The organism is Streptomyces sp. NPDC005070 (assembly GCF_053600395.1).
This window is the reverse complement of record NZ_JBSFZS010000040.1, coordinates 13109-38416: the sequence shown is the minus strand read 5'-3', so window position 1 is coordinate 38416 and position 25308 is coordinate 13109. Positions and strand designations below refer to the sequence as shown.

20 protein-coding genes and 1 tRNA gene are annotated in these 25308 nt (G+C 70.0%); 8 read left to right on the top strand and 13 right to left on the bottom strand.

All coding sequences use genetic code 11. The features are described from left to right. Positions 1-324: 324 nt before the first annotated feature. Entirely contained in the window at positions 325-1551 is a 1227-nt protein-coding gene (locus ACWEBX_RS16020; RefSeq protein WP_451885457.1) for a hypothetical protein, read from the top strand. A gap of 76 nt (positions 1552-1627) precedes the next feature. On the opposite strand, the gene ACWEBX_RS16015 is transcribed toward ACWEBX_RS16020, so the two are convergent. Continuing rightward, on the bottom strand, positions 1628-2161 hold the full coding sequence (locus ACWEBX_RS16015; RefSeq protein ID WP_451885456.1) for a YbjN domain-containing protein: 534 nt from the start codon (positions 2159-2161) through the stop codon (positions 1628-1630). 184 nt (positions 2162-2345) lie between these two features. Beyond that, positions 2346-4958: an ATP-dependent chaperone ClpB gene (gene clpB / locus ACWEBX_RS16010; RefSeq protein ID WP_451885455.1), complete on the bottom strand. Its 2613-nt coding sequence runs from the start codon at positions 4956-4958 to the stop codon at positions 2346-2348. 129 nt (positions 4959-5087) lie between these two features. Here clpB and ACWEBX_RS16005 point away from each other — a divergent pair, with 129 nt between their 5' ends. After that, the gene (locus ACWEBX_RS16005) at positions 5088-5501 is read left to right on the top strand and encodes a pyridoxamine 5'-phosphate oxidase family protein (RefSeq protein ID WP_451885454.1); all 414 of its coding nucleotides are present in this window, start codon (positions 5088-5090) and stop codon (positions 5499-5501) included. Positions 5502-5707: 206 nt separating this feature from the next. Here ACWEBX_RS16005 and ACWEBX_RS16000 read toward each other — a convergent pair whose 3' ends face one another. After that, positions 5708-6043 (bottom strand): hypothetical protein, encoded by a 336-nt coding sequence (locus tag ACWEBX_RS16000; RefSeq protein WP_451885453.1) that lies wholly within the window; start codon positions 6041-6043, stop codon positions 5708-5710. Then, complete coding sequence (locus tag ACWEBX_RS15995; RefSeq protein WP_451885452.1) at positions 6040-6252, bottom strand: hypothetical protein; 213 nt, start codon at positions 6250-6252, stop codon at positions 6040-6042. The genes ACWEBX_RS16000 and ACWEBX_RS15995 overlap by 4 nt, the downstream gene beginning before the upstream one ends. Positions 6253-6518: 266 nt before the next feature. Between ACWEBX_RS15995 and ACWEBX_RS15990 the strand changes: the two genes are divergently transcribed. Then, positions 6519-7511 (top strand): helix-turn-helix transcriptional regulator, encoded by a 993-nt coding sequence (locus tag ACWEBX_RS15990; RefSeq protein ID WP_451885451.1) that lies wholly within the window; start codon positions 6519-6521, stop codon positions 7509-7511. 68 nt (positions 7512-7579) lie between these two features. On the opposite strand, the gene ACWEBX_RS15985 is transcribed toward ACWEBX_RS15990, so the two are convergent. Then, the gene (locus tag ACWEBX_RS15985; RefSeq protein ID WP_451885450.1) at positions 7580-8644 is read right to left on the bottom strand and encodes a LuxR C-terminal-related transcriptional regulator; all 1065 of its coding nucleotides are present in this window, start codon (positions 8642-8644) and stop codon (positions 7580-7582) included. 749 nt (positions 8645-9393) lie between these two features. Continuing rightward, positions 9394-10476: a sugar ABC transporter substrate-binding protein gene (locus tag ACWEBX_RS15980; protein WP_451885449.1), complete on the bottom strand. Its 1083-nt coding sequence runs from the start codon at positions 10474-10476 to the stop codon at positions 9394-9396. A gap of 322 nt (positions 10477-10798) precedes the next feature. Here ACWEBX_RS15980 and ACWEBX_RS15975 point away from each other — a divergent pair, with 322 nt between their 5' ends. Then, positions 10799-12469 (top strand): fibronectin type III domain-containing protein, encoded by a 1671-nt coding sequence (locus tag ACWEBX_RS15975; RefSeq protein ID WP_451885448.1) that lies wholly within the window; start codon positions 10799-10801, stop codon positions 12467-12469. A gap of 71 nt (positions 12470-12540) precedes the next feature. On the opposite strand, the gene ACWEBX_RS15970 is transcribed toward ACWEBX_RS15975, so the two are convergent. The 5 genes from ACWEBX_RS15970 to ACWEBX_RS15950 form a co-directional block, all read right to left on the bottom strand. Then, positions 12541-12993 carry a heat shock protein transcriptional repressor HspR gene (locus ACWEBX_RS15970; RefSeq protein ID WP_355762803.1) on the bottom strand — a complete coding sequence of 151 codons (453 nt, stop codon included), beginning with the start codon at positions 12991-12993 and terminating at the stop codon, positions 12541-12543. A gap of 7 nt (positions 12994-13000) precedes the next feature. Next, positions 13001-14185 (bottom strand): molecular chaperone DnaJ, encoded by a 1185-nt coding sequence (dnaJ, locus tag ACWEBX_RS15965; RefSeq protein WP_451885447.1) that lies wholly within the window; start codon positions 14183-14185, stop codon positions 13001-13003. Between the two features lie 33 nt (positions 14186-14218). Continuing rightward, complete coding sequence (gene grpE, locus ACWEBX_RS15960) at positions 14219-14878, bottom strand: nucleotide exchange factor GrpE (RefSeq protein WP_451885446.1); 660 nt, start codon at positions 14876-14878, stop codon at positions 14219-14221. After that, complete coding sequence (gene dnaK / locus ACWEBX_RS15955) at positions 14875-16719, bottom strand: molecular chaperone DnaK (RefSeq protein ID WP_451885445.1); 1845 nt, start codon at positions 16717-16719, stop codon at positions 14875-14877. The genes grpE and dnaK overlap by 4 nt, the downstream gene beginning before the upstream one ends. 147 nt (positions 16720-16866) lie before the next feature. After that, entirely contained in the window at positions 16867-17982 is a 1116-nt protein-coding gene (locus tag ACWEBX_RS15950) for an MraY family glycosyltransferase (RefSeq protein ID WP_451885444.1), read from the bottom strand. 265 nt (positions 17983-18247) lie between these two features. Between ACWEBX_RS15950 and ACWEBX_RS15945 the strand changes: the two genes are divergently transcribed. From ACWEBX_RS15945 to ACWEBX_RS15935, 3 genes are all read left to right on the top strand, one after another. After that, the gene (locus ACWEBX_RS15945; protein WP_451885443.1) at positions 18248-20524 is read left to right on the top strand and encodes a heterodisulfide reductase-related iron-sulfur binding cluster; all 2277 of its coding nucleotides are present in this window, start codon (positions 18248-18250) and stop codon (positions 20522-20524) included. A gap of 339 nt (positions 20525-20863) precedes the next feature. Continuing rightward, positions 20864-22366 carry an FG-GAP and VCBS repeat-containing protein gene (locus tag ACWEBX_RS15940; RefSeq protein ID WP_451885442.1) on the top strand — a complete coding sequence of 501 codons (1503 nt, stop codon included), beginning with the start codon at positions 20864-20866 and terminating at the stop codon, positions 22364-22366. Positions 22367-22462: 96 nt separating this feature from the next. Further along, complete coding sequence (locus ACWEBX_RS15935; RefSeq protein ID WP_451885441.1) at positions 22463-23527, top strand: Yip1 family protein; 1065 nt, start codon at positions 22463-22465, stop codon at positions 23525-23527. A 96-nt stretch (positions 23528-23623) separates the two neighbouring features. Here the strand turns inward: ACWEBX_RS15935 and ACWEBX_RS15930 are convergent, their stop codons facing one another. Then, positions 23624-24121 (bottom strand): phosphoribosyltransferase, encoded by a 498-nt coding sequence (locus tag ACWEBX_RS15930; RefSeq protein WP_451885477.1) that lies wholly within the window; start codon positions 24119-24121, stop codon positions 23624-23626. Between the two features lie 10 nt (positions 24122-24131). After that, positions 24132-24707 carry a dCTP deaminase gene (gene dcd, locus ACWEBX_RS15925; RefSeq protein WP_451885440.1) on the bottom strand — a complete coding sequence of 192 codons (576 nt, stop codon included), beginning with the start codon at positions 24705-24707 and terminating at the stop codon, positions 24132-24134. Positions 24708-25219: 512 nt separating this feature from the next. Between dcd and ACWEBX_RS15920 the strand changes: the two genes are divergently transcribed. After that, positions 25220-25293: transfer RNA gene (locus ACWEBX_RS15920), tRNA-Gly, on the top strand. Positions 25294-25308: the final 15 nt, after the last annotated feature.

The window sequence follows — 25308 nt, the reverse complement described above, 5'->3', positions numbered from 1 at the left end:
CCGGAAGGGTCCGGACAGGTCCGGAAGGGTCCGGAAGGGTCCGGAAGGGTCCGCGGTGGACATCGACAGGTATCCGGTATCCGGAATCCGGGGGACTTTCCCGAGGCAATGTCTCCAGCGGGCTCGGAACCACTCCCGAGGAGGCGTCCCGGAGCTGTCGGGGAGCGGCCCGGAGCCGTTGGGGAGCGTCGGGGAGCGGCCCGGCCCGGCCGCCTAGCACCGCCCGCACCCCCCGCGCGGGCGGCGCGCCGGAGGCCCCGCAACGGAACCCGCACGGACGATCAAAGCTCGCGAATACCCCGTGCGGAACACACAGTTCGGGGTGTGACCCACCCGACCACCCTCGCTCGCCCCGCTCCCCCGGAGCCCGGCGACCGTGCCGTCCGGCCCTCCCGCTCCTCCCGCGCCTCCCGCGCCTCCCGCGCCGCGCGCAGCCTGCCGTCCGCCGCGATCACGGCGCTCGGGGTGTTCGCGGCCGCGCGCCTGGCCGGACTCCTCGTGCTCGCCGGGACCGCCTGGGCCACCGGCAGACACCCGGTCGCCCTGCTCGCCCGGTCCTGGGACTCGGACTGGTATCTGGGGATCGCCGCGCACGGCTACGGCAGAACGCTGTTCTTCCATCCCACGGTGATCCACAGCGACCTCGCGTTCTTCCCGCTCTACCCGGCCCTCGTACGAGCCGTCACCACGGTGACACCGCTGACCGGGGGCTCGGCGGGTCTGCTGGTCTCCTGGACCGCGGCGGCCGCCGCGGCGTGCGGGGTGTACGCGATCGGGGCCCGGCTGCACGGCCGTGCGGTCGGTACGGCGCTGGTGCTGCTGTGGGGTCTGCTGCCGCACTCGGTGGTGCTGTCGATGGCGTACACCGAGCCCGTGCTGACCGCGTTCGCCGCCTGGTCGCTGTACGCGCTGCTCGACGGGCGCTGGCTGTGGGCCGGCTCGCTGGCCGCGCTCGCGGGGCTGGCCAGGCCGAACGGCTTCGCGGTGGCCGCGGCGGTCCTCGTGGCGGCGGCGCACGAGATCTGGCGGAACCGCGGAAAAGTTTCCCACAGGGTGTGGACGGGCGCCGCGCTCGCGCCGGTGGGCTGGACCGGCTACGTGCTGTGGGTGGGCCACCGCGAGGGGGACTGGCTGCGCGGCTACTTCCAGGTGCAGCGGCTGTGGGGCTCGCGCTTCGACCTCGGCGAGGGGTCGCTCCACTTCGTCAAGCACCTGCTGCTGCACGGCGACCGGTTCGTGTTCCCGATGACCATGGTGATCGTCGCCGCGGCCGTGCTCCTGTACCTGCTGCTGATCGCGGACCGCGCGCCCCTGCCGCTGCTCGTCCACAGCGGCATCCTGCTGCTCATCGCGGTGGGCGGCTCGGGGTTCTTCGAGTCGAAGCCACGCTTCCTGCTCCCGGCGTTCCCGCTGCTGCTGCCACTGGCCCGCGCCCTGGTGCGAACGGCGAGAGCCCGGCCCTGGCACGCGACCCTCGTGGTCGGTGCCCTGGCCGGGCTCTCGTTCGCCTACGGCGCCTACCTGGTCGTGATCGCGCACACCCCGCTCTAGGACCTGTCCCAGGGGTCGGTGCGCGCGGCGGCCCCGGAGCGCCGCCGGTAGGACGGGCCCCGCCGGTAGGACGGGCCTACTCTTCCTCGTCGTCCCCGGGCTTGTCCGTCTCGTTGATCTCCTGCTCCAGGCCGAGCTGCTCGACGAGCCACTTGTCGAACTCGATGGCGGCGCGGACCCAGCTCACCGTGGAGGACACGAAGTGCTCCAGGCTGACGCCGGTGCCGATCAGCATCTGCGCCTCGCCGATCAGGCGGACGGTGCCGTCGTCGTGAGTGTGGCTGTAGACCTTGGGCCACAGCGTGCGGCGGTTCCAGTCGTCGATCGACTCGAGGAGCGTGGGCTTCTCCTCGAGCTGGTGCGGCCGGTCGTAGAACGTCCGCACCGAGAAGACCTGCTGGTCACCCTCGCCGCGGAACATGAAGTACGTACGGAACTCCTCCCACGGCGCCGCGAGGTCACCCTCGTCGTCGACGACGTACTTCAGCTCCATCTGCTCCAGGAGCTGCTTCACGAGGTCCTGATCCGGGACCACGGGGCCGGCGGGGCCGCCGGACTGCGGCTCGGGCTGGCCCCCGAAATTCGGAATCGAGGACGGGTCGATGCTCACCGTGTATTTCCCTTCGTACGGATGCTGCCATCCTCCCTCATGCGGGGAGGGGAGTGGCAACCTCTGGCGGGGCCTGTCCTCCGGTGGCTGACAAGATCCGGTCACGTCCGGGCATCGGCGCGGCAAAGGGGGAAGGCCCGCGTCGGACATGCCGCGGACCCTCCCTGCCGGATTCAGATGCCGGTTACAACGTCTTGCCCGTGGCCGGCCCCACGATCAGGCCGTCGCCGAAGGCGTCCACCCGGACGGTGTCGCCGTCCTTGACCTCGCCCGCCAGGATCTCCTTGGCCAGCCGGTCGCCGATGGCGGTCTGGACGAGGCGCCGCAGCGGGCGCGCTCCGTACGCCGGGTCGTTGCCCTCCTCGGCGAGCCAGGCCAGCGCCGCGTCGGTGACCTCCAGGGTGATCCGGCGCTCGGCGAGCCGCCGCGCCAGGGAGTCGATCTGGAGGCGGGCGATGCGCTCCAGCTCCTGCTGGTCGAGGGCGGAGAAGACGACGAGGTCGTCCAGCCGGTTCAGGAACTCCGGCTTGAAGGACGCCCGGACGACCTCCAGGACCTGCCGTCTGCGCTCCTCCTCGGAGGCCGACGGATCGGCCAGGCTCTGGCCGCTCAGGAACTGGCTGCCCAGGTTCGAGGTGAGGATCAGGATGGTGTTGCGGAAGTCGACCGTCCGGCCCTGACCGTCCGTCAGCCGCCCGTCGTCCAGCACCTGGAGCAGGATGTCGAAGACCTCCGGGTGCGCCTTCTCCACCTCGTCGAGCAGGATCACGCTGTACGGGCGGCGGCGCACCGCCTCGGTGAGCTGGCCGCCCTCCTCGTAGCCGACGTACCCGGGAGGCGCGCCGACCAGCCGGGCCACGCTGTGCTTCTCGCCGTACTCCGACATGTCGATGCGGATCATCGCCCGCTCGTCGTCGAAGAGGAAGTCGGCGAGCGCCTTGGCGAGTTCGGTCTTGCCGACACCCGTCGGGCCGAGGAAGAGGAAGGAGCCGGTGGGCCGGTCCGGGTCGGCGATCCCGGCGCGGGTGCGCCGCACGGCGTCGGACACCGCCCCCACGGCCTCGCTCTGGCCGATCAGACGGCGGCCCAGCTCCTCCTCCATGCGCAGCAGTTTCTGTGTCTCGCCCTCCAGGAGGCGGCCGGCGGGGATGCCGGTCCAGGCGCCGACGACGTCCGCGATGTCGTCCGGTCCGACCTCCTCCTTCACCATGGTGTCCTTGGCGACCTCCTCCTCGGCCTGCGAGGCTTCCTCCAAGTCCCTTTCCAGGGTGGGGATCTCGCCGTAGAGCAGCTTGGAGGCGGTGTCGAAGTCTCCGTCGCGCTGAGCGCGTTCGGCCTGACCGCGCAGCTCGTCGAGCTTCTCCTTCAGCTCACCGACGCGGTTGAGGGACTGCTTCTCCTTCTCCCAGCGGGCGTTGAGACCGCGCAGCTCCTCCTCCTTGTCGGCGAGGTCGCGGCGCAGCCTGTCCAGGCGCTCCCTGCTGGCGGGGTCCGTCTCCTTGCCGATCGCCAGCTCCTCCATCTTCAGCCGGTCGACGACGCGCTGGAGCTCGTCGATCTCGACCGGGGAGGAGTCGATCTCCATCCGCAGCCGTGAGGCCGCCTCGTCGACGAGGTCGATGGCCTTGTCGGGGAGGAAGCGGGAGGTGATGTAGCGGTCGGACAGGCTCGCGGCGGCCACCAGCGCCGAGTCGGCGATCTGGACCTTGTGGTGCGCCTCGTAGCGTCCCTTGAGTCCGCGCAGGATGGCGATGGTGTCCTCGACGGTCGGCTCGGCGACCAGCACCTGCTGGAAGCGCCGCTCCAGCGCGGGGTCCTTCTCGATCCGCTCGCGGTACTCGTCCAGCGTGGTCGCGCCGACCATGCGCAGCTCACCGCGGGCGAGCATGGGCTTGAGCATGTTGCCGGCGTCCATGGCGGAGTCGCCGCCCGCTCCGGCGCCGACGACGGTGTGCAGCTCGTCGATGAAGGTGATGATCTGCCCGTCGGAGTCCTTGATCTCCGCGAGCACGGTCTTCAGGCGCTCCTCGAACTCGCCCCGGTACTTCGCGCCGGCCACCATCGCGCCCAGGTCGAGCGAGACCAGCCGCTTGTTCTTCAGGGACTCCGGTACGTCGCCCTTCACGATCCGCTGGGCGAGCCCCTCGACGACGGCGGTCTTGCCGACGCCGGGCTCGCCGATGAGGACAGGGTTGTTCTTCGTGCGGCGGGACAGGACCTGCACCACCCGGCGGATCTCGTGGTCCCGGCCGATGACGGGGTCGAGCCTGCCCTCGCGGGCCGCGGCGGTGAAGTCCGTGCCGAACTTTTCGAGCGCCTTGTACTGGCCCTCGGGATCCGCGGTCGTCACCCGGCGCCCTCCCCGTGTCCTCTGGAACGCGTCCAGCAGCTTCTTCGCACCGGCGCCCTGCTGGGAGAGTACGTGGCCGACCGTCCCGCCCTTCGCGGCGATGCCGATGAGCAGGTGCTCGGTGGAGATGAACTCGTCGCCCAGCTCCTTGGCCCGCTCGGCGGCGTCGGCGATGACCGCGAGCGTCTCGCGATTCGGCTGCGGGGGCGCGACGGTGGAGCCGGTCACGCTGGGCAGACCGGCGAGCACGCGTTCGGTGCCGGAGCGGACCGAGGCCTGATCGGCCTCCACGGCCGCCAGCAGATCGATGAGGTTCTCGTTGTCCTGCCCCTCGAGCAGAGCGAGCAGCAGGTGGGCGGGGGTGAGGTCCGGGTGCCCCTCCCGCACCGCGCGGTTGCTGGCCGCGTTGATCGCGTCCCGGCTCCTGTTGGTCAGCTCGGCGTCCACGTTCGCGTTCTCCTCCTCCTGGTGTCCGACAGATCCCTGACTCGTCCAGCGTACACAAAGTTGAGTCTATTCCACTCAAGGCTGCAAGGACGGGAAATCGGACGCCCACCAGGCGTAGATTCAGGCCCCATGGCTTCCCATCCGGTGGACCCCCGGCAGCCCGACGCCGCCTATCTGAGCTTCTGGCGCGAGCGCCAACTGTGCACGCTGACCACCCTGCGGCCCGACGGAAGCCCGCACGTGGTGCCCGTCGGCGTTACATACGACCCCGAGGCCGGTCTCGCTCGGGTCATCACGAACAAGTCGAGCAGGAAGGTGGCCCACGTCCTGGCCGCCGGGCCGGACGGGGCGCGGGTGGCGGTCTGCCAGGTGGACGGCGCGCGCTGGGCGACGCTGGAGGGGCGGGCGCGGATCACCACGGACCCGGAGCGCGTCGCGGAGGCGGTACGGCGCTACGCGGAGCGCTACGAGCGCATGCCGTCGCCGAACCCGTCCCGGGTGGCGATCGAGATCGAACTCACGGCGGCGATGGGCCGCGGATGAGACCGCCGACGGGCATCCGGCGGCCGGCGGCGCCCCGGGAGCGGACGGGCAGGGCGCGGACGGGCCGGGGCCGCACGAACCCGGAGCGTACGGGCCGAAACTCGGAGATTTCCCCGGAAACTGCAGCGGCGTCACCGTGTTCAGGTCACGGTGACGCCGCTGCGGGGGGAAGTACCTGCGCGATCTACTACGACGGGGGAATCGCGTCAGGCACTGCGGGGGGTGGCTGCGATGGTCTCGATGTCCGGGATGTCCGGTCCGGTGAGCTGGTGGTCGCGCTGATCGAGGTTCACGAAGATCATTCCATACCGGATGGCGCACCGGACGGGCTGCGGCGCCCCCCGAGGCCGCCGCAGACACCGGTAGGCCCGTACGTCCTCGTCGTCGTCGCGGGTGACGACGACGGGCTCTCCGAAGACGGTCACCATCAGCGAGTCACCGCTGTAGGGGATGGCGGTGACCAGGTCGATGAAGTGCCAGCCGGACCGGTAGGCCGTGGCCATTTCTCGGCGGAAGGAACGGTCGTCGGGAGGAATGCTCATGCTTCTGCGCTCGCGGAGATGACCGTCCAGCCGCTGTCGCCCAGAGCCGTGACCTCGGCGCTGTTCCAGCCACTGTCCGCCGGGGTCAGTTTCACGCTGTTCCAGCCGCTGTCGCCCGGGAGCGCCGCGGCCTCGATGTCGGTCCAGCCGCTGTCGCCCGGCACGGCCTCGGCGGCGGTCCAGCCGCTGTCCGCCACGGTCGCCCTCACGCTGGTCCAACCGCTGTCCGGGCCGGCCCAACTCCGGGCACCCCCGGCATCAAGACCCGAGGCCCCCAGGGAGCCGGACGCCACAGCGACAGAGAAGACTGCGGCAAGCACTGAACCAAGCAATCTCGCTCGCATAGTCGGCTTCGTCCTCACTTGATGGAATCTTCTCCCCCGTCGTCACAAGACGATGGCTCATTCAGGCACGTCAATGCCACAGCAGCGATGCATCATGTTCCTGCACGTTCAGGACCCTGGGGGGTGGAGATTTGCCCACAAAGTACTCACAACCGACACATCCCCACGCTGTCACCACGTTGTGTGACGAAGGAACACGCCTTTACGCCAGTGCGTTGCACTCCGGCCGCATCACGCGGGTCGAAGTGGAAACAGCCCCTTGCCTCTTGGAGTTCGCACTGCTTCATCCCGACCCCGACGACGAGAAGTGGCTGCGCCCCGTCCCGCCGTCGGTCGCGCTCGCCCAGCGCCTGCAGCCCCTGGAACGGGAGATCCAGGAACGCCGCCGGCTCGCGATCGAACTGACCGACTCCTTCGACCCGTTCATCGCGATCAGCACACAGAGCACCGCGAGTATCCACGCCATCACCGTCCTCGAGGGATTCGACCGCATCAACGCGGCACTCAATTCGGCCACCGCCGAGTGCCAGACGGAGATGCTGACGATCCAGCCGGGCGGCGGCCGGCCCGCCGACGCCCTGATGCAGGCACTGGAGCGCGACCGGCCGCTCACCGACCGCGGGGTGCGCATCCGCACGCTGTACCAGCACACCGCGCGGCACAGCCAGGGGACGCTCGCGTACGTGGAGCGCATATCCGGGGGCAGGATCCAGGTCCGTACCCTCGAGGAGCTCATAGAGCGGCTGATCGTCATCGACCGGACCGTCGCCTTCATCCCGGCCAGCGACGACCGGCGGGTCGCCCTCGAACTCCGCCACCCCGGACTCGTGCTGTACCTGAGCAAGGTCTTCGAGCAGCTCTGGCAGCGGGCGGTCCCGCTGACCGAGGACGTCCCGAACGACGTCGGCCCCAACGGCATCACCGGGGTCCAGCGCTCGATCGCCAAACTGCTCATCGAGGGGCATGTGGACGAGGCCATCGCCCGCCGCCTCGGCATGAACGTCCGCACCTGCCGCGCCCACATCGCCAAGCTGGCCTCCGCCCTCGGCAGCGGGAGCCGGGCCCAACTCGGATTCCTGATCGCGCAGTCGGGGCTTCTGGACCAACCCGAGGGAGGGGAGTGACGCCGGCCCGCGACGAACCGCCCGACGGGCCCGGCCGGACTCGGGAAGCCGCTCCCGGGCCGCCGCGCTCAACGGCCGGTCGGGGAACCGCGGTCGGGGACGGCGGGGGCCTTCGACGCGGCCTCGGCGACGACGACCGGCTCGGGTCCGGGAGAACGCTGCGGCCCGTCGAGACCCGCCTGGGCGATCCGCACGCCCAACTGCGTCCGGCTCGCCGCGCCCAGCGTCTCCGACAGCCTGGCGATGTGCGCCCTGCAGGTCCGCACGCTGATGCCCAGGCGCTCCGCGACGACCGCGTCCTGATGGCCCTCGGCCAGCAGCGCCGCGATGGACCGCTCCCGGTGGGTGATGCCCTCGATGCCTGTCGACGGCATGGGTGAGGTCAGCGGGATCGCGAGGCGCCACAGCCGCTCGAAGACCGTCACCAGGTAGTCCACCAGCGCCGGGTGACGCAGCTCCAGCGCGATCGTGCGGTCCGAGTTGGCGGGGATGAACGCGACCGTACGGTCGAAGAGGATGAGCCGTTCCACGACCTCGTCGAGGGTACGGGCCTCTGCGGCGTCGCCCATCAACTCCATGTAGTTCAGGAGGCCTTGGCCGTGCCGGGCCACGTGCGTGTACAGATCGCGCATCCGTACCCCGCGCCGGCGCATCTCCTGCGCCCGGTGCAGTCCCTCGACGAGTTCGTCCTCGCGCCGGATGCCGCCCGGCTGCACCGTCAGGACCTCACGGGTGCACTCCTCGGTGGCCTTGTCCATGGCGGCGTGGATGCGCGGCAGCCCGTCGAGGACCCTGATCGCCACGCCTTCGGCCGGTGCCCGTACCCGGCCGCCGAGGCCCGCGTACCACTCGAAGGCCGACACCGCGTCGCCCACCCGCGCCTGGCTCGCGCTGACTTCCTCGTAGACGCCGCGCAGGAGCCGGTTCATGACCTCCTGGGGCGAGGTCGGCACCAGCCAGCCCATGTCGTCCGGATCGGGGTGCAACAGCGCCAGTTCCAGCAGGCAGGGCACCGACTCGGCGTCCGCGCGGGGCACCCGGCCCCGCCGCACGGCCCGGGAGTACACCCGGTCGCCCGCATCGCACAGCCGGTCAGCGCCGTGCGGATGCCTGTCCGTCCCGTGCCCGGCCATCTCCCACCCCTGGCTCCAGCTCCAACCCCTGGCGTGAGCCCCGCGTCAGGGCGTCCTCCGCAGCGCAACTATGCGCGGACGCGTCCTGCATCGCAACAAGGCTGCGCGGCCGAGGAGCGCCCGTTCGCCCTGGCTCATCCCCATACATCCTGACCTCCTCCGCGCCCCTTGCAACAACCTGAAGACCCCCTGCCCCGTCCCCCGAACACCCCTCGGAGCCCTCTCCGCGGCCCCATGCCCCGAAGACCCAACTCGGTTCACCGAACAGGCACTTGGAACGATCACCCGCACCCCGCCCGCCCCACCGGCACGGCCCCGCCCGCAGAACCGGAACCCAGGCCACCCCACCCGCGACGCCGGAAAGTTCACACCCCCCGCAACCGACCGACCCCCTGCGCGAACGCCCGGTAGCGGTCGCCGTAGGCCGCCACGGGCCGGCGATCATGCCCGGAAGGGGCGTGCGGGCGCTGAGGGGTGGCGTGGAGGGAGCGGGTACGCCGGAGTGAGGGGCCGGGGCGCGCGGGCGGGAGACGGGCGTACAGCGCCGCCGTAGGGGCCGTGCAGGGCCGCCGAGGGGGTTTCCGGGGCCGGGGCAGCCGAGGGGGCTCCCGGGCCGGGGCAGCGGAACGGCCCCGGGCGGGGGTGGGCGCTGGGGGCGCGCACCCGCGGGCGGGGCCGGAACCGTGCTGGTCCTCGCCCGGCCGTCTCGGTGCCGAGACGGCCGGGCGGGGCGTCCTACTTGATGCCGACTACTTGATGCCGAGCGAACCGCAGAGCGACTTGTAGGGCGCCGTGCAGATCTTGCCGACGGGGTAGATGCCGTCCTGGACGACCGTGTCCTGGATGTTGTCCTTGGTGAGCGCCACCACGGGCACGAGCTGGGACGGGATGTCCTTGTTCGTCGGGCTGCTGACCTTGTCGCGGGTGAGCGCGTCGAACTCGATCGAGCGGCCCTGGACCCGGGCGACGGCCATCTCGGCGGCCGCGTTGGCCTCCTGCGGGTACGACTTGTACACGCTCATGTACTGGTCGCCCTTGATGATCCGCTGCACGGCGATGAGCTCGGAGTCCTGGCCGGTGACCGGCGGCACCTTGCTGACGCCCGCGGTCTTGAACGCGTCGATGACCGCGCCCGCGATGCCGTCGTTGGCGGCGTAGACACCGGCGATGTTGCTCAGCCCGACGGCCTGGATGGACTTCTCCATGTTGGCCTTGGCGTTGGCCGGGTTCCAGTCCTTGGTGTCGTACTGGGCGGCGATGATCACCTTGTCCTCGAGCTCGGACTTGGCGCCCGCCTTGAACTGCGCGGCGTTCGGGTCGGTCACCGAGCCGTTCATCATGATGATCTTCTTCGAGGCCGACTCGGTGCCCAGCGCGGCGATGAGGGCCTTGCCCTGGGTCTCGCCGACCAGCTCGTTGTCGAAGGAGATGTACGCGTCGATCGGGCCCTGCGCCAGGCGGTCGTAGGCGATGACCGGGATCCCGGCCTCCTTGGCCTTGCGCACGCCCTTGGCGATCGTCACCGAGTCGACCGCGTCCACGAGGATGACGTCGACCTTGTCGTCGATCATCTGCTGCATCTGACGGAGCTGCTTCGCGGCGTCCTGCTCCGCGTTCAGGTAGAGGACGTCACCCTTCTTCTCGGTGAGCTTCTGCACCTGCTCCCGGATGATCGGGTAGTCGAACTTCTCGTAACGGGTGTTCGCCTTCTCCGGAAGGAGCAGGCCGACCGTGATGTCGTCGCCCTTCGTGGCGCTGGCCGAGCTACTGCCCCCGCCGAAGCCGGCCACGCCGCATCCGGCAAGGGTGAGGGCGGTGGCGGACGAGGCCACGGCTATGACGGTACGGCGGAGGCCGGTGTTACGAGTCTTCACATCAGGTGCCTTCCGGGCGAGGTTGCAGCATTGCGACCCAGGTGGCTGAAAGCCAACGCGGCGATCACCTCAGCGTCAAGGAGTAACCACTTAACGAGATGGCAACGGCGTTTCGTGTTCCACAAGTGAACGCGACGGGAAAAGACTACGCCCATCCATCGACCGATCCCCTCAGCTTCACCTTCTGTCATTCACAGGTACAACCAACTTCCGTTCACAGGAGTCGTGATCGTCGACGGTTTTTAACCGCTGTTGACGATCCGCGGACCTGAAGGAACACATGCACAGAGCCCCCGGCGCGAAGGGCGCCGTCTCCTCGGCCCTCGTGCTCGCCACCGCGGGAGGGCTGCTCACCGCAGCCGGCACGACCGCCTCCGCAGTGACCAACTGCACATCGCCCGCCTATAAGCGGCAGTTCTACGCGAACACCACCTTCTCGGGCGCGCCGAAGAAGACGGACTGCGACTCCGCGATCGACCAGAACTGGGGTTCCGGCGCGCCCGCGTCCGGACTTCCCGCCGACAACTTCGGCGTCCGCTGGACGGTGACCCGCGACTTCGGCTCGGGCGGCCCCTTCACCCTGCCCGTCACCACGCAGGACGGAATACGGGTCTATCTGGACGACATACGCAAAGTCGACCTCTGGAAGAACGTGTCGGCCACACAGTCAAAAACGGTCAACCTGAGCATTCCGTCCGGAAAACACACACTGCGCGTCGATTTCGTCAACTGGACAGGCAAGGCGAACGTCACGTTCGCCTACAAACCCGTCACTTCCGCCAGTACCGACAAAATCAAGCCACTCGTCCCCACGGGTTCCTCGGCGTCGTACGACACCGCGACCGGCCGGGCGAAGGTCTCCTGGTCCAAGAACCAGGAGATGGACCTCGCCGACTACCGCGTCTACCGCCGCCTCAAGGGCAGCAGCGCGTGGACCCTGCGGACCAAGACGACCGCCACCTCGTACACCGACACGTCCCTCCCGGCGACCGGCGCCACCTATTACTACGAGGTCCGCGCCCACGACAGGGCGGGCAACGAGTCCGCGGGCACGACGGACCGCCCGGTGACCACCGCCGACCGGACGGCGCCGGCACGCGTCACCGGCCTGTCGGGCCAGGGCACCACCGCGGGCAACGCCCTGACCTGGCAGGCCTCTTCCGCCGACGTCGACCACTACGAGGTGTGGGCCGCGCCGCCCGGGCAGAGCGACCCCGACGGGCCCCAGCCCGTGTTCGGGACCTCGTACACGGACCCGGTCGCCGAGCCGGGGACCGGCTACCGGTACACCGTGCAGGCCGTCGACGGCGCCGGGAACCTCTCCCCCGTCTCCGACGGCGTGACGCTCGTGCGCCCGGAGGACTCCACGGCCCCCGTGCCGGCTTCGGTCCTGGGCACGCCCGGCGACGCGTCCACCCGCGTCTCCTGGACCCCGGCGCAGGATCCCGACGCGATGGTCACCGGATTCCACGTCTACCGCCGTACGTCCGCGCAGGGCGCCTGGATCCCGGTGGGCAGCGCCGGGGCGACCGCCGTCTCCTACGACGACACCTCCGCCCCGAAGGGCACCGCGTACTACTACGTCGTCTCGGTCGACGGCGGAGGAGCCGAGTCGAGCCCCTCGGCCCCGACCACCGTCGACCGTCTGACGCCGGCCACCGCCACCGGTCCCGCCGCGCCGCGGCTGACCGTGGTCTCCGAAGGCGGAACCCGCTTCCCGATCAGCGTCGGGGTGCGGCCCGGGACCGGTGACGAGGCACGGCTGCTGAAGGGGTACGCGTGGGACGTCTCCGGCGCGTGCGGCTTCAGCGGCACCCTGTTCACCGCGTCGGACACCCTCTCCTGGACCCCGCGGTACACGGGCCCCTGCACGGTCTCCGCACGCGCCGTGGACGCCTACGGCCGGACGGGCGAGCAGGCCGCCTCCGTCGAGGTGATGGTCAACCGCTGAACGCCCGACCGCACGCGAAGGGGCCCGCCGGTTCGGGTGAACCGGCGGGCCCCTTCGGGTGAGCGCGGAAACTACTCGGACGTCCGCTTGGGACGCCATACCACCAGGGCGCTCGTCTGCTGGACCTCCTGGTACGGGACCAGGTCACGCCGGTAGGAGGCGTGCACGGCGGCCTCGCGCTGCTGCATGGCGACCGCCGCGCCGTCCAGGGCCGACTCCAGCTCCGCGACGCGGGACTGGAGCGCGGCCACCTGGTTCTCCAGCTCGATGATGCGCTTGATGCCGGCGAGGTTGATGCCCTCGTCCTGCGACAACTGCTGCACGGTGCGCAGCAGTTCGATGTCGCGGGCCGAGTAGCGCCGGCCCCGGCCGGCGGTGCGGTCGGGAGAGACCAGACCGAGCCGGTCGTACTGACGCAGGGTCTGCGGGTGCAGCCCGGAGAGCTGGGCCGCCACCGAGATGACGTAGACCGGGGTCTCCTCGGTCAGTTCATAGGGGTTGCGTCGACGACCGGTCGTGTCCATGGCTCCGTCATGCTCCCTTCGCGGCCTGGAACAGCTCCGCCCGCGGATCCTCACCCGCGGTCGCCTCGCGATACGCCTCCAGCGCGTCACGAGCCTTGCCGGACAGGTCCTGGGGGACCGTCACCTCGACGGTGACCAGGAGGTCGCCCCGCGTACCGTCCTTGCGGACCGCACCCCTGCCCCGGGCGCGCATGGTCCGTCCGTTGGGCGTGCCCGGCGGCAGCTTCAGCGTCACCGGCGGGCCGCCCAGCGTCGGCACCTTCACCTCGCCGCCCAGCGCCGCCTCCGCGAAAGTGACGGGCACGGTGACGGTGAGGTTGTCGTCCTTGCGGCCGAAGACCGGGTGGGCGTCCACATGGACGGTGACGTACAGGTCGCCGCCCGGGCCGCCCCGCTCGCCAGGCGCGCCCTTGCCCCGCAGCCGGATCCGCTGGTTGTCGCTGACGCCCGCGGGAATCCGGACCTGCATCGTGCGGGACGACTTGGCCCGCCCGCTGCCCGCGCACTCCATGCAGGGGTGCTCCGCGATCAGGCCCCGGCCCTTGCAGTCCGGGCAGGGATCCGTGAGCGAGAAACCGCCCCCGGAGCCCCGCGCCACCTGCCCGGTGCCGACACAGGTCGGGCACACGCGCGGTGTGCCGTTCTTGTCGCCGGTGCCCGAACAGGCCTTGCAGGCCGCCTGTGAGGTCATGCGCAGCGGAACGGTCGCGCCGTCCACCGCCTCCGTGAAGGAGAGAGTGACCTCGGTGTCGATGTCCTGGCCGCGCCTGGGCTGCGTACGCGTGCCCGTGGTGGCGCCGCGGTTGAACAGGCCCCCGAAGACGTCACCTATGCCGCCGCCGAAGCCGCCGGCCCCTCCCGCTCCCTGGCCCTGGGCGCCGCCTCCGAAGAGGTCGCCCAGGTCGAAGTTGAAGTTGCCGCCGCCCGCGCCGGGACCCGGCCGGAAGCCACCGTTGCCGAAGAGGGCGCGTGCCTCGTCGTAGTCCTTGCGCTTCTTGGGGTCGCCGAGCACGTCGTTCGCCTCGGAGATCTCCTTGAAGCGCTCCTCGGCCTTGGCGTTGCCCTTGTTGGCGTCCGGGTGGAACTCGCGGGCGAGCTTCCGGTACGCCTTCTTGATCTCGGCCTCGGTGGCGTCCTTGGGGACGCCGAGGACCTTGTAGAAGTCCTTCTCGATGAAGTCCTTGGTGCTCATCCCCGACGTCCCTCCTTCCTCGTCCGTTCAAGCTCAGCCCTCGTCCGGGCCACCGCTCTCCTTGTCGTCCGCCGCCTCGGCCGAATCCTCGGCCTTGACCGTCTGCGCCCCGGGCTGCGGTTCGGCGACGGCCACCCGCGCGGGGCGGATGGTGCGTTCGCCGAAGCGATACCCCGGCTGCAGAATCGCCACGCACGTCGTCTCTGTGACGTCCGGTGCGTACGAGTGCATCAGAGCCTCGTGGATCGTCGGGTCGAAGGGCTCGCCCTCCTTGCCGAACTGCTGGAGCCCCATCTTCGCCGCGACGGTCTCCAGCGATTCGGCGACGGACTTGAATCCGCCGACGAGCTCGCCGTGGTCCCGCGCGCGGCCGATGTCGTCGAGCACGGGCAGGAGTTCGGTCAGGAGGCTCGAAACGGCGACCTCCTTGACCGCGATCCGGTCGCGCTCGACACGGCGGCGGTAGTTCTGGAACTCGGCCTGGAGCCGCTGGAGGTCCGCGGTGCGCTCCGAGAGCGCCATGCGTGCCTGGTCCAGCTGGGCCGTCAGGCCGGTCAACTGTGCTGCTGCGTCCCCGTCCGGGGCCGCCGCCCCCTCCGCAGAGGGGGTGGCGGTCTGCGGCTCGGCGTCGTCAGAGGTGGCGCCGGAAGGGACGTCGGGCTGCTCTTCGAAGCCCGGGGTCTCCTCCGTCACGCGGCACCGTCCCGGCGGTCCTCGTCGACGATCTCGGCGTCGACGACGTCGTCGTCGGCCTTCGGGGCCTCGGTGCCGTGGGCATCGCCGCCGGTGGCCTGGGAGGCCTGGGCGTCGGCGTACATGGCCTGGCCGAGCTTCTGCGAGACCGCGGCGACCTTCTCGGTGGCGGTGCGGATCTCGGCGCTGTCCTCGCCCTTGAGCGCGGCCTTCAGCTCCTCGATGGAGGCCTCGACCTCGGTCTTGATGTCGCCCGGGACCTTGTCCTCGTTGTCCTTGAGGAACTTCTCGGTCTGGTAGACGAGCTGCTCGCCCTGGTTGCGGGTCTCGGCGGCCTCGCGGCGGGCGTGGTCCTCCTCCGCGTACTTCTCGGCCTCCTGGCGCATGCGGTCGACCTCGTCCTTCGGCAGCGAGGAGCCGCCGGTGACGGTCATCTTCTGCTCCTTGCCCGTGCCGAGGTCCTTCGCGGTCACGTGCATGATGCCGTTGGCGTCGATGTCGAAGGCGACCTCGATCTGCGGGACACCGCGCGGGGCCGGCGGCAGACCGGTCAGCTCGAACATACCGAGCTTCTTGTTGTACGCCGCGATCTCGCGCTCGCCCTGGTAGACCTGGATCTGCACGGACGGCTGGTTGTCCTCGGCCGTCGTGAAGATCTCGGACCGCTTGGTCGGGATCGTGGTGTTGCGCTCGATGAGCTTGGTCATGATCCCTCCCTTGGTCTCGATACCGAGGGACAGCGGGGTCACGTCGAGGAGCAGGACGTCCTTGACCTCACCCTTGAGGACACCGGCCTGGAGGGCGGCGCCGATGGCGACGACCTCGTCCGGGTTCACGCCCTTGTTGGCCTCGTTGCCGCCGGTCAGCTCCTTGACGAGCTCGGCGACGGCGGGCATGCGGGTGGAGCCACCGACGAGAACGACGTGGTCGATCTCGGAGAGCTGGATGCCGGCGTCCTTGATGACGTTGTGGAACGGCGTCTTGCAGCGCTCCAGAAGGTCGGCCGTCAGCTGCTGGAACTGGGCGCGCGTGAGCTTCTCGTCCAGGTGCAGCGGGCCCTCGGCGGAAGCCGTGATGTAGGGCAGGTTGATCGAGGTCTCGGTGGACGAGGACAGCTCGATCTTGGCCTTCTCGGCGGCCTCGCGCAGACGCTGGAGCGCCATCTTGTCCTTGGCGAGGTCCACGCCGTGGCCGGAGCGGAACTGCTGCACCAGGTAGTCGACGACGCGCTGGTCCCAGTCGTCACCACCGAGGTGGTTGTCACCGTTGGTGGCCTTCACCTCGACGACGCCGTCGCCGATCTCCAGGAGCGACACGTCGAAGGTGCCGCCACCGAGGTCGAAGACGAGGATCGTCTGGTCGTCCTTGTCGAGGCCGTACGCGAGCGCGGCCGCGGTGGGCTCGTTGACGATACGAAGGACGTTGAGACCGGCGATCTCACCGGCTTCCTTCGTCGCCTGGCGCTCGGAGTCGTTGAAGTACGCCGGGACGGTGATGACCGCGTCGGCCACCTTCTCGCCCAGGTACGCCTCGGCGTCGCGCTTCAGCTTCTGCAGGATGAAGGCGCTCATCTGCTGCGGGTTGAAGCTCTTGCCGTCGAGCTCGATCTTCCAGTCGGTGCCCATGTGACGCTTCACCGAACGGATGGTCCGGTCAACGTTGGTCACCGCCTGGCGCTTGGCGACCTCGCCGACGAGCACTTCGCCGTTCTTCGCGAAGGCGACGACGGACGGCGTGGTCCTGGCGCCTTCGGCGTTGGTGATGACGGTGGGCTCGCCGCCTTCGAGAACGCTGACGACGGAGTTAGTCGTGCCCAGGTCGATGCCGACCGCACGTGCCATTTCGATTCCTCCAGCAATGACTTGAGTGGAACGGACTCAAGTGTGCACGACGTCCGCCTCCCGGTCAACAGACCTGAGTCGTGGGGGCTCAACTCTTATCCGTTCCTTACACGCATGGAGCCTTTGACCTGCGGTTTTCTCGCTGTGTCAGTGAACCTTTACGGCCCCGGGAGCCTCCGGACGGGGACGCCCAGGACGCCCGAGCACCCTCGGGACGGGTCCCCCGGGGGCGGGGATCGCATGCGGATGAGCACGGCGCGGGCGCACCCCGGGACGTACGGCCCCCACGACGGCGACCGCCGCCACGGCACCGGCCACCCACCAGGCGGCTCCCGCCCCCAGCCATCCGAGGTCGATGCACAGCCCCACGAGCGCAGCCGCGAACGCCGCGAGACCCGTCACGACCAGGACCCCCTGCGGAGTGAGCCCCGCCCGCCGCAGCCGGTGCACCAGATGGTCCGGTGCCGGACGCAGCAGCGGCCGCCCCGCACGCCGCCGCGACACCAGGACCAGGACGGCGTCCGCGGTGGCCACGGCCGTCAGCGCGAAGGCTGCCGCCAGGCCGGGCACGGCGGGCCGCTCGGCGTGCACCCGGACGACCGCGGAGGCCAGCAGGAAGCCGGCGAACAGCGACCCGCACCGCCCCGGGGCGATCCGGGCCGGGGGCCATCCGTGCATCAGGAAGCCCGTGAGGGCGGCGGCCAGCACGCTGAGCAGCGCCGCTAGCCCGTCCATGAGCTCGGCTGCCGCACACCCGCTGAGGGCGAACGCGGTGATGACACCGACCGTTCCCACCACCCCGTCGGCGTGGTCCAGCGAGCGGAAGGCGTGCGTGACGAGGACGGTCCAGGCCACCGCCAGCAGTCCGGCGGGCAGGCCCAGTTCGTCGTAGGGGGCGGTGAGCGCGGCGGCGACGGCGACCCCCGCCCCGCACACCACCGGGGGTACGGGCAGCAGATCGGCGGCCAGGCCGAGCAGGGCGATCGCGATCGCGGCGACCAGCAGCCGGCCGGTGTCCGGCCCCAGCGGGGCGGCACCGGTCCAGTCCCCGGCCCAGCCGACGAGCGCCGTCGCGGCGGCCACGGCGACCCCGCCGAGGAGCGGGACCGGCCGGGCCTTCCCGGGGGCCCGCGGTTTCGCCCGGCGTGCGGGAAGCCCCCTCCCGCCGGCCGGGCAGAGGCGCAGGGAGAGCGACCGCAGCAGCGCGACGAGCGTGGCGGTCAGGAGCAGAGCGGCGGTGGCGGCCGTGATTCCGTACAGCACCTCGCCAATTTAGGGGTAGTTGTCACAGTATTGGGTGAATAACACGATCGGGTTTACGTGTCCTGTCGACCCCGGGCGAACCGCACCGTGTGCCCGCGTCCCGGGCGCCCGCTCAGGCTTCCCTCAGCGACGCAGATCACCGCGGTGCTGACTACAGTGCGGCGAAGGAAGTGGGTAGTCTCAGACGGACTGCATAAGTTACCGCTTAGTAATCACCTTCGAGGTCACCCTCGGAGAACACCTCGCAGGCCCGAGGAGCCCCCGAATGCAACTCGCCGCGATCATTGTGTCGCTGGTCCTGACCGTGGTCGGCGTTGCGCTGCTCGCACGCGCCATCGGTCAGTTCGTCCGGTACTTCAAACTGGGCCAGCCGGTCCCGGCCGGTACCCGGAACGACAACCCCTACGCGCGCAGCGTGACGCTGGTCAAGGAGTTCCTCGGCCACACACGGATGAACCGCTGGGGCATCGTGGGCTTCGCCCACTGGTTCGTGGCGATCGGCTTCCTTACCCTGCCGCCGACCCTCGCCCAGGCCTTCGGCCAGCTCTTCCAGGCCGACTGGACGCTGCCGGTCATCGGCGGCTTCCTGCCGTTCGAGCTGTACATCGAGTTCATCGGCGTGATGACGATCCTCGGCATCGCCGTGCTCATCGCGATCCGCCTGCTGAACCTGCCGTCCCGCCCGGGCCGCAAGTCCCGCTTCGCGGGTTCCAAGGCCGGCCAGGCGTACTTCGTCGAGTACGTCATCCTCACCATCGGCCTCGCCATCTACGTGCTGCGCGGTCTCGAGGGCGCCATCCACCACGTGGAGCACTACGAGGCCGCGTACTTCGCCTCGTACCCGCTGGTCCTGGCCTTCAAGGGGCTCGGCGTCGCCACCCTGCAGAACCTGATCTACCTCACCGCCATGGTGAAGATCAGCACCTCGTTCATCTGGATGATCGTGGTCTCGCTCAACACCAACATGGGCGTGGCCTGGCACCGCTTCCTGGCGTTCCCGAACATCTGGTTCAAGCGCGAGGCGACCGGCGGGACCGCCCTCGGCGGCCTCCAGCCGATGACCTCCGGCGGCAAGGCCATCGACTTCACCGACCCCGGTGAGGACGACGTCTTCGGTGTCTCCCAGGTCGAGCAGTTCTCCTGGAAGGGCCTGCTCGACTTCTCCACCTGCACCGAGTGCGGCCGCTGCCAGTCGCAGTGCCCCGCCTGGAACACGGGCAAGCCGCTCTCCCCCAAGCTCCTGATCATGTCGCTGCGCGACCACGCGCACGCCAAGGCCCCGTACCTGCTGGCCGGCGGCGGCAAGACCGCGGAGGGCGAGGAGAAGGCGTCCGAGGAGCAGCTCAAGGACGTTCCCGCGGCCGCCCTCGCCGAGGCCGAGCGCCCGCTGATCGGCACCGCGGAAGAGAACGGCGTCATCGACCCCGACGTCCTGTGGTCCTGCACCACCTGCGGCGCCTGCGTCGAGCAGTGCCCGGTCGACATCGAGCACATCGACCACATCGTCGACATGCGCCGCTACCAGGTGATGATCGAGAGCGCGTTCCCGTCCGAGGCGGGCACGATGCTCAAGAACCTGGAGAAGAAGGGCAACCCCTGGGGTCTGGCCAAGAAGCAGCGCCTCGAGTGGACCAAGGAGGTCGACTTCGAGATCCCCGTCGTCGGCCGCGACATCGAGGACCTCTCCGAGATCGAGTACCTCTACTGGGTCGGCTGCGCCGGCGCCCTGGAGGACCGGGCCAAGAAGACCACGAAGGCCTTCGCGGAGCTGCTGCACATGGCGGGCGTCACGTTCGCGATCATGGGCGGCGACGAGAAGTGCACCGGTGACTCCGCCCGCCGCCTCGGCAACGAGCCCCTGTTCCAGGAGCTCGGCATGGAGAACGTCGCGGCGCTGAACATGGCCTTCGGCGAGGACGACGAGGACGAGTCCACCAAGAAGCCGCGGTCGGCGAAGAAGATCGTCGCCACCTGCCCGCACTGCCTCAACACCATCGGCAACGAGTACCCGCAGCTCGGCGGCGACTACGAGGTCATCCACCACACCCAGCTGCTCCAGCACCTCATCGACGAGGGCAAGCTGCTGCCGGTGACCCCGGTCGAGGGTCTGATCACGTACCACGACCCGTGCTACCTGGGCCGCCACAACAAGGTCTACACGCCCCCGCGCGAGATCATGTCCGCCGTCCCCGGCCTGCGTCAGCAGGAGATGCACCGCCACAAGGAGCGCGGCTTCTGCTGCGGCGCCGGCGGTGCGCGGATGTGGATGGAGGAGCGGATCGGCAAGCGCATCAACAACGAGCGTGTCGACGAGGCTCTGTCGCTGAACCCCGACATCGTCTCCACCGCCTGCCCGTTCTGCCTCGTCATGCTGACCGACTCGGTCAACGGCAAGAAGAACGAGGGCAAGGCCAAGGAGTCCGTCCAGGTCGTCGACGTCGCCCAGCTCCTGCTCGAATCCGTCAGGACGCCGGTCGAGGAAGAGCCGCCGGCGGGCGCGGCCGAGTCGGAGAGCGCGCCGGAACCGGAACCGGTGAAGTAGCCGTCCCGGCCCGTCCGGACGACCGTCCGGCACGACTGTCTGAACAGCCGCCTGACCCGGCCGTCAGGCACAGCCGACCGGCCCGATCCGGATCGGTACGACCGACACCCCCGTGCTCCGCGGAGCACGGGGGTGTCGCCGTGTCCGGGCCCTCGTCCGCCTCGCGCCCGGCCGCGGAAACAACCGAACTCACGTACAACCCTTGCCCGCCATCGGCGGTCTCCTGTTCGTCGATCGGTCGGTGAACTGCCGTACAACTCCAGGCAAACGCAGACGGTCGGCTCCCCATTGACAGGGGACGCGCGCCCAGCGTCCCCGCATGCCGCAGGAGAATCCCGCATGCTCATGCGTCACCCGCTTCGCCCGCGTCACGTGCGTCTCGCCCTCGCGACGGCGACGGCCGCCGCTCTGACGGGCGGTCTTCTGACCTTCTCGGCCGCGACCGCGACCGCCGCGGACTCCACCACCGTCCCGCAGGCCGACTTCAACGGCGACGGCAAGGGCGATGTGGCCCTCTCGGCCCACGGCGCCTACGTCGGCGGCCACGCGGGCGCCGGCCAGATCGTCGCCCTCTACGGCACGACGACCGGTGTGTCGTCCGCCAAGCGCTCCACGATCAGCCAGAACACCACCGGCGTGCCCGGCACCGCCGAGGCCGGCGACGCCTTCGGCGCCGAGTCGGCGTACGCGGACTTCAACGGTGACGGGTACGACGACCTCGCCGTCGCCTCCCCCTCGGAGAAGGTCGGCACCGACACCAACGGCGGCGGCCTCGCCATCCTCTGGGGCTCCGCGAGCGGTCTCACCGGCAAGGGCGTCGACGTCCCGGACCCGGCCCCCTCCTCGCACGACTACTGGGGCAAGGACCTGGCCGCCGGCGACTTCGACGGCGACGGCAAGGCCGACCTCGCCGTCGGCAGCTCGGCGAGCACGATCTACGTCTACAAGGGCGGCTTCACCACGGCCGGCACCCCCGGCGCCCGGACGACGATCAAGCCCCCGATCCAGTCGGGCACCAACGACAACCCCTACGGCCCGCTCAGCCTGACCGCGGGCGACGTGAACGGCGACCACAGGACCGACCTGATCGTCGACGGCTTCGAGACACAGACCGACGACGGCTGGAACACGAACTACTACGTGCCCGGAACGGCGAGCGGTCTGAGCGTGGCGTCCGCCAAGGCCCTCAAGCCCGGCATCGTCACCGGCATCGGCGACATCAACGGCGACGGCTTCGGCGACATCGTCAGCGGCGCGGGCTGGGACTCCACCCTGAACGACGGCACCCCCGTCCCGGACTCCGCCAACGGCGGCAAGGTGAACATCACCTACGGCTCGGCGTCCGGCCCGGCCGGCACGACCGGGGTCACGCAGAACAGCGGCAGCGTCCCGGGTACCTCGGAGAAGGGCGACGCCTTCGGCTGGGACCTGGACATGGGCGACGTCAACGGCGACGGCTACCAGGACCTGGTCGTCTCGGCCCCGAACGAGGACATCGACGGCGTCACCAACACCGGCATGGTCACCGTCCTGTACGGCTCCGCGGCCGGCATCAACGTCTCCACCGGCACCCAGGCGTTCGCGCAGAGCACGGCGGGCGTTCCCGGCAACGACGAGAAGAGCGACCTGTTCGGCGCGGACGTCAAGCTCGACGACGTCACCGGCGACGGCCACGCCGACCTGATCGTCGGCTCGTACGAGAACGCCGGCAACGGCGCGGTCACGTATCTCCCCTCGAACGGCAGCAAGATCACCACGACCGGCTCCCGCACCGTCTCGCCGAGCGCCTCGGGCGTCTCGACGTCGGGCACCCCGCAGTTCGGCGCCGTCTTCGCCGACTGATCGCCGTGAGGGGCCGCCCTGCCCGGGCGGCCCCTCCGCACGCCCATTCGTCGAACATCCGTCCCCTGGAGGCCCGTCCGTGGCGCCCCTTAGGGGATGTCACAGCTCGGCCCCAATGCCGGGCCTGGTGCCCCGGCTCCCGCACGTCACTCTTCGGGACCAGGTACGTTCGATAACGTGGCTGGATTCAGGATCGGACGCGGCGGCCGGGACAACCGTGCACCGCAAGGGCGACCGCAACAACAACCGTCGTACGGACAGTCCTCCCAGGGACGTGGACAGCAGTCCCCCCGGGGAGGCGGGCAGCAGCCGTACGGCTACCCGGGCGCGCCGTCGCAGCCGCAGTACGGCGGACAGCAGCCGTACGGCGGGCAGCAGCAGGGCGGTCAGCCCTACCCCGGCGGACAGCAGGGCGGCTGGCCCCAGGGCGGCGGACAGGGCGGCGGGTACGACGGCGGGCGCGGCGAGCCGGAGTACTTCGGCGACGGGCACCCGCAGCAAAACCCGGACCCGTACGCCGCGAACAGCCCCGGCCACACGCAGGCCTTCTCGATCGGCGAGGACCCCTACAACCAGGGGGACGTCTACCGGGCGGGCCAGGCGGCCGCACCGCCGGTCGGCCCCCGGCTGCACTGGAAGGACCTGCTCAAGGGCATAGTGACGGCCCCCAACCGGACCTTCCTCCAGATGCGCGACTACACGATGTGGGCCCCGGCCCTGATCGTGACGTTCCTCTACGGTCTGATCGCGGTCTTCGGCTTCGACGGCGCCCGCGAGGACGCCATCACCGCGACCCTCTCCAACGCCGTCCCGATCGTCCTGACGACCGCTGTCGCCCTCGTGCTCAGCACGTTCGTCCTCGGCGTGGTCACCCACACCCTGGCCCGCCAGCTCGGCGGCGACGGGGCCTGGCAGCCCACCGTCGGCCTCTCCATGCTGATCATGTCCATCACGGACACCCCGCGCCTGCTCTTCGCCATGTTCCTCGGCGGCGACGCGTCCTTCGTGAAGCTCCTCGGCTGGATCACCTGGGTCGCCGCGGGCGCTCTGCTGACCCTGATGGTCGGCAAGTCCCACGACCTCCCCTGGCCGAAGGCCCTCGCCGCGTCCTCCATCCAGCTCATCGCGATCCTGTCGATCATCAAGCTGGGCACGTTCTGACGCCGCGGGCGGCCCACACACCCGCCCGGAACTGAGAAAGAGGGGCTCCCGGCACACCGCCGGGAGCCCCTCTTTCTCAGTTCCGCGAACCGTGGCCTACGAGTCGAGGACCTGCCCGGCCCGCCGGACGACGGGCGGTTCGACGCTCCACGGGAAGTTGATCCACTCGTCGGTGCGCTTCCAGACGTACTCGCACTTCACGAGCGACTGGGTCTTCTCGTAGATCACGGCGCTGCGGACCTCGGCGACCTCGCCGACGCAGAAGTCGTGCACGAGCTTGAGCGTCTTGCCCGTGTCGGCGACGTCGTCGGTGATCAGGACCTTCTTGTCGGAGAAGTCGATCGCGTTGGGGACGGGGGCGAGCATCACCGGCATCTCCAGCGTCGTCCCCACCCCCGTGTAGAACTCGACGTTCACCAGGTGGATGTTCTTGCAGTCGAGGGCGTAGGCGAGCCCGCCCGCGACGAAGACACCGCCACGGGCGATCGACAGCACGATGTCGGGCTCGTACCCGTCGTCGGCGATGGTCTGGGCGAGTTCGCGCACGGCGACGCCGAACCCCTCATAGGTGAGGTTCTCGCGGGCGGGAGACACGGTCATCGCCTCAGACCCGAGTGCGGTGGAAGTTCAGGAAGGACCGCGAGGGGGTCGGCCCGCGCTGGCCCTGGTAGCGGGAGCCGTACCGTTCGCTGCCGTAGGGGAACTCGGCCGGCGAGCTGAGCCGGAACATGCAGAGCTGCCCGATCTTCATCCCCGGCCACAGCTTGATCGGCAGGGTCGCGAGGTTGGACAGCTCGAGGGTGACGTGCCCGGAGAACCCGGGGTCGATGAACCCCGCGGTGGAGTGGGTGACCAGGCCCAGCCGTCCCAGCGAGCTCTTGCCCTCGAGCCGCGAGGCGAGGTCGCCGGGCAGCGAGATGACCTCGTACGTGCTGGCGAGAACGAACTCTCCGGGGTGGAGGATGAACGGCTCGTCACCCTCGGGCTCGACGAGCCGCGTCAGATCCGCCTGCTCGACCGCAGGGTCGATGTGGGGGTAGCGGTGATTCTCGAACACCCGGAAGTAGCGGTCGAGCCGCACGTCGATGCTCGACGGCTGCACCATGGATTCGTCGTAGGGATCGATCCGGACCCGCCCGGCGTCGATCTCGGCCCGGATGTCCTTGTCTGAGAGAAGCACGTCCTGAGGATACGCACGGCGCGCGGAGCCACCACAATCGTGCGGCACCGCGCGCCCGTACTGCTTCCCCTACTACTGCTCCGTCCCTGCCCTCTCCAGGGTCACCGGCACCACACTGCGGAGCCGGGCACACCGTGGACACCGGAGCAGCCGGCCGGGGCCGAGCCGCTCGGCCTGCTGCATCGGGAACGAAGCGGTACTGAACACGTGCCCCTCGGCACAACGGACGACGGTGCGCTCCATCAAGTCCCAGAGTCCCTTTCCCAAGAGCCGCGTCAGGCTGATGCCCTGACCACGAACGCCACATTACGGGATGAAAGGGACGGCTCTCCAGGCGGCACTCCGCCCCCACCCGGACCCACTTCAACGCCCCCACCGTACGCCCCAACTCCGGCCCCCCGCAGCCGCATCCACGCTCCGTGACGCGAACCGGCCCCGCGGCTTCGACGCCGGGATCCGGGCATGAGGTACAGTGAGCGAGCATTCGGACACCGGCCCAACCGGCGTCTTACGCGGGTGTAGTTTAGTGGTAGAACATCAGCTTCCCAAGCTGAGAGTGCGAGTTCGATTCTCGTCACCCGCTCCATGACAGAGGCCCAGG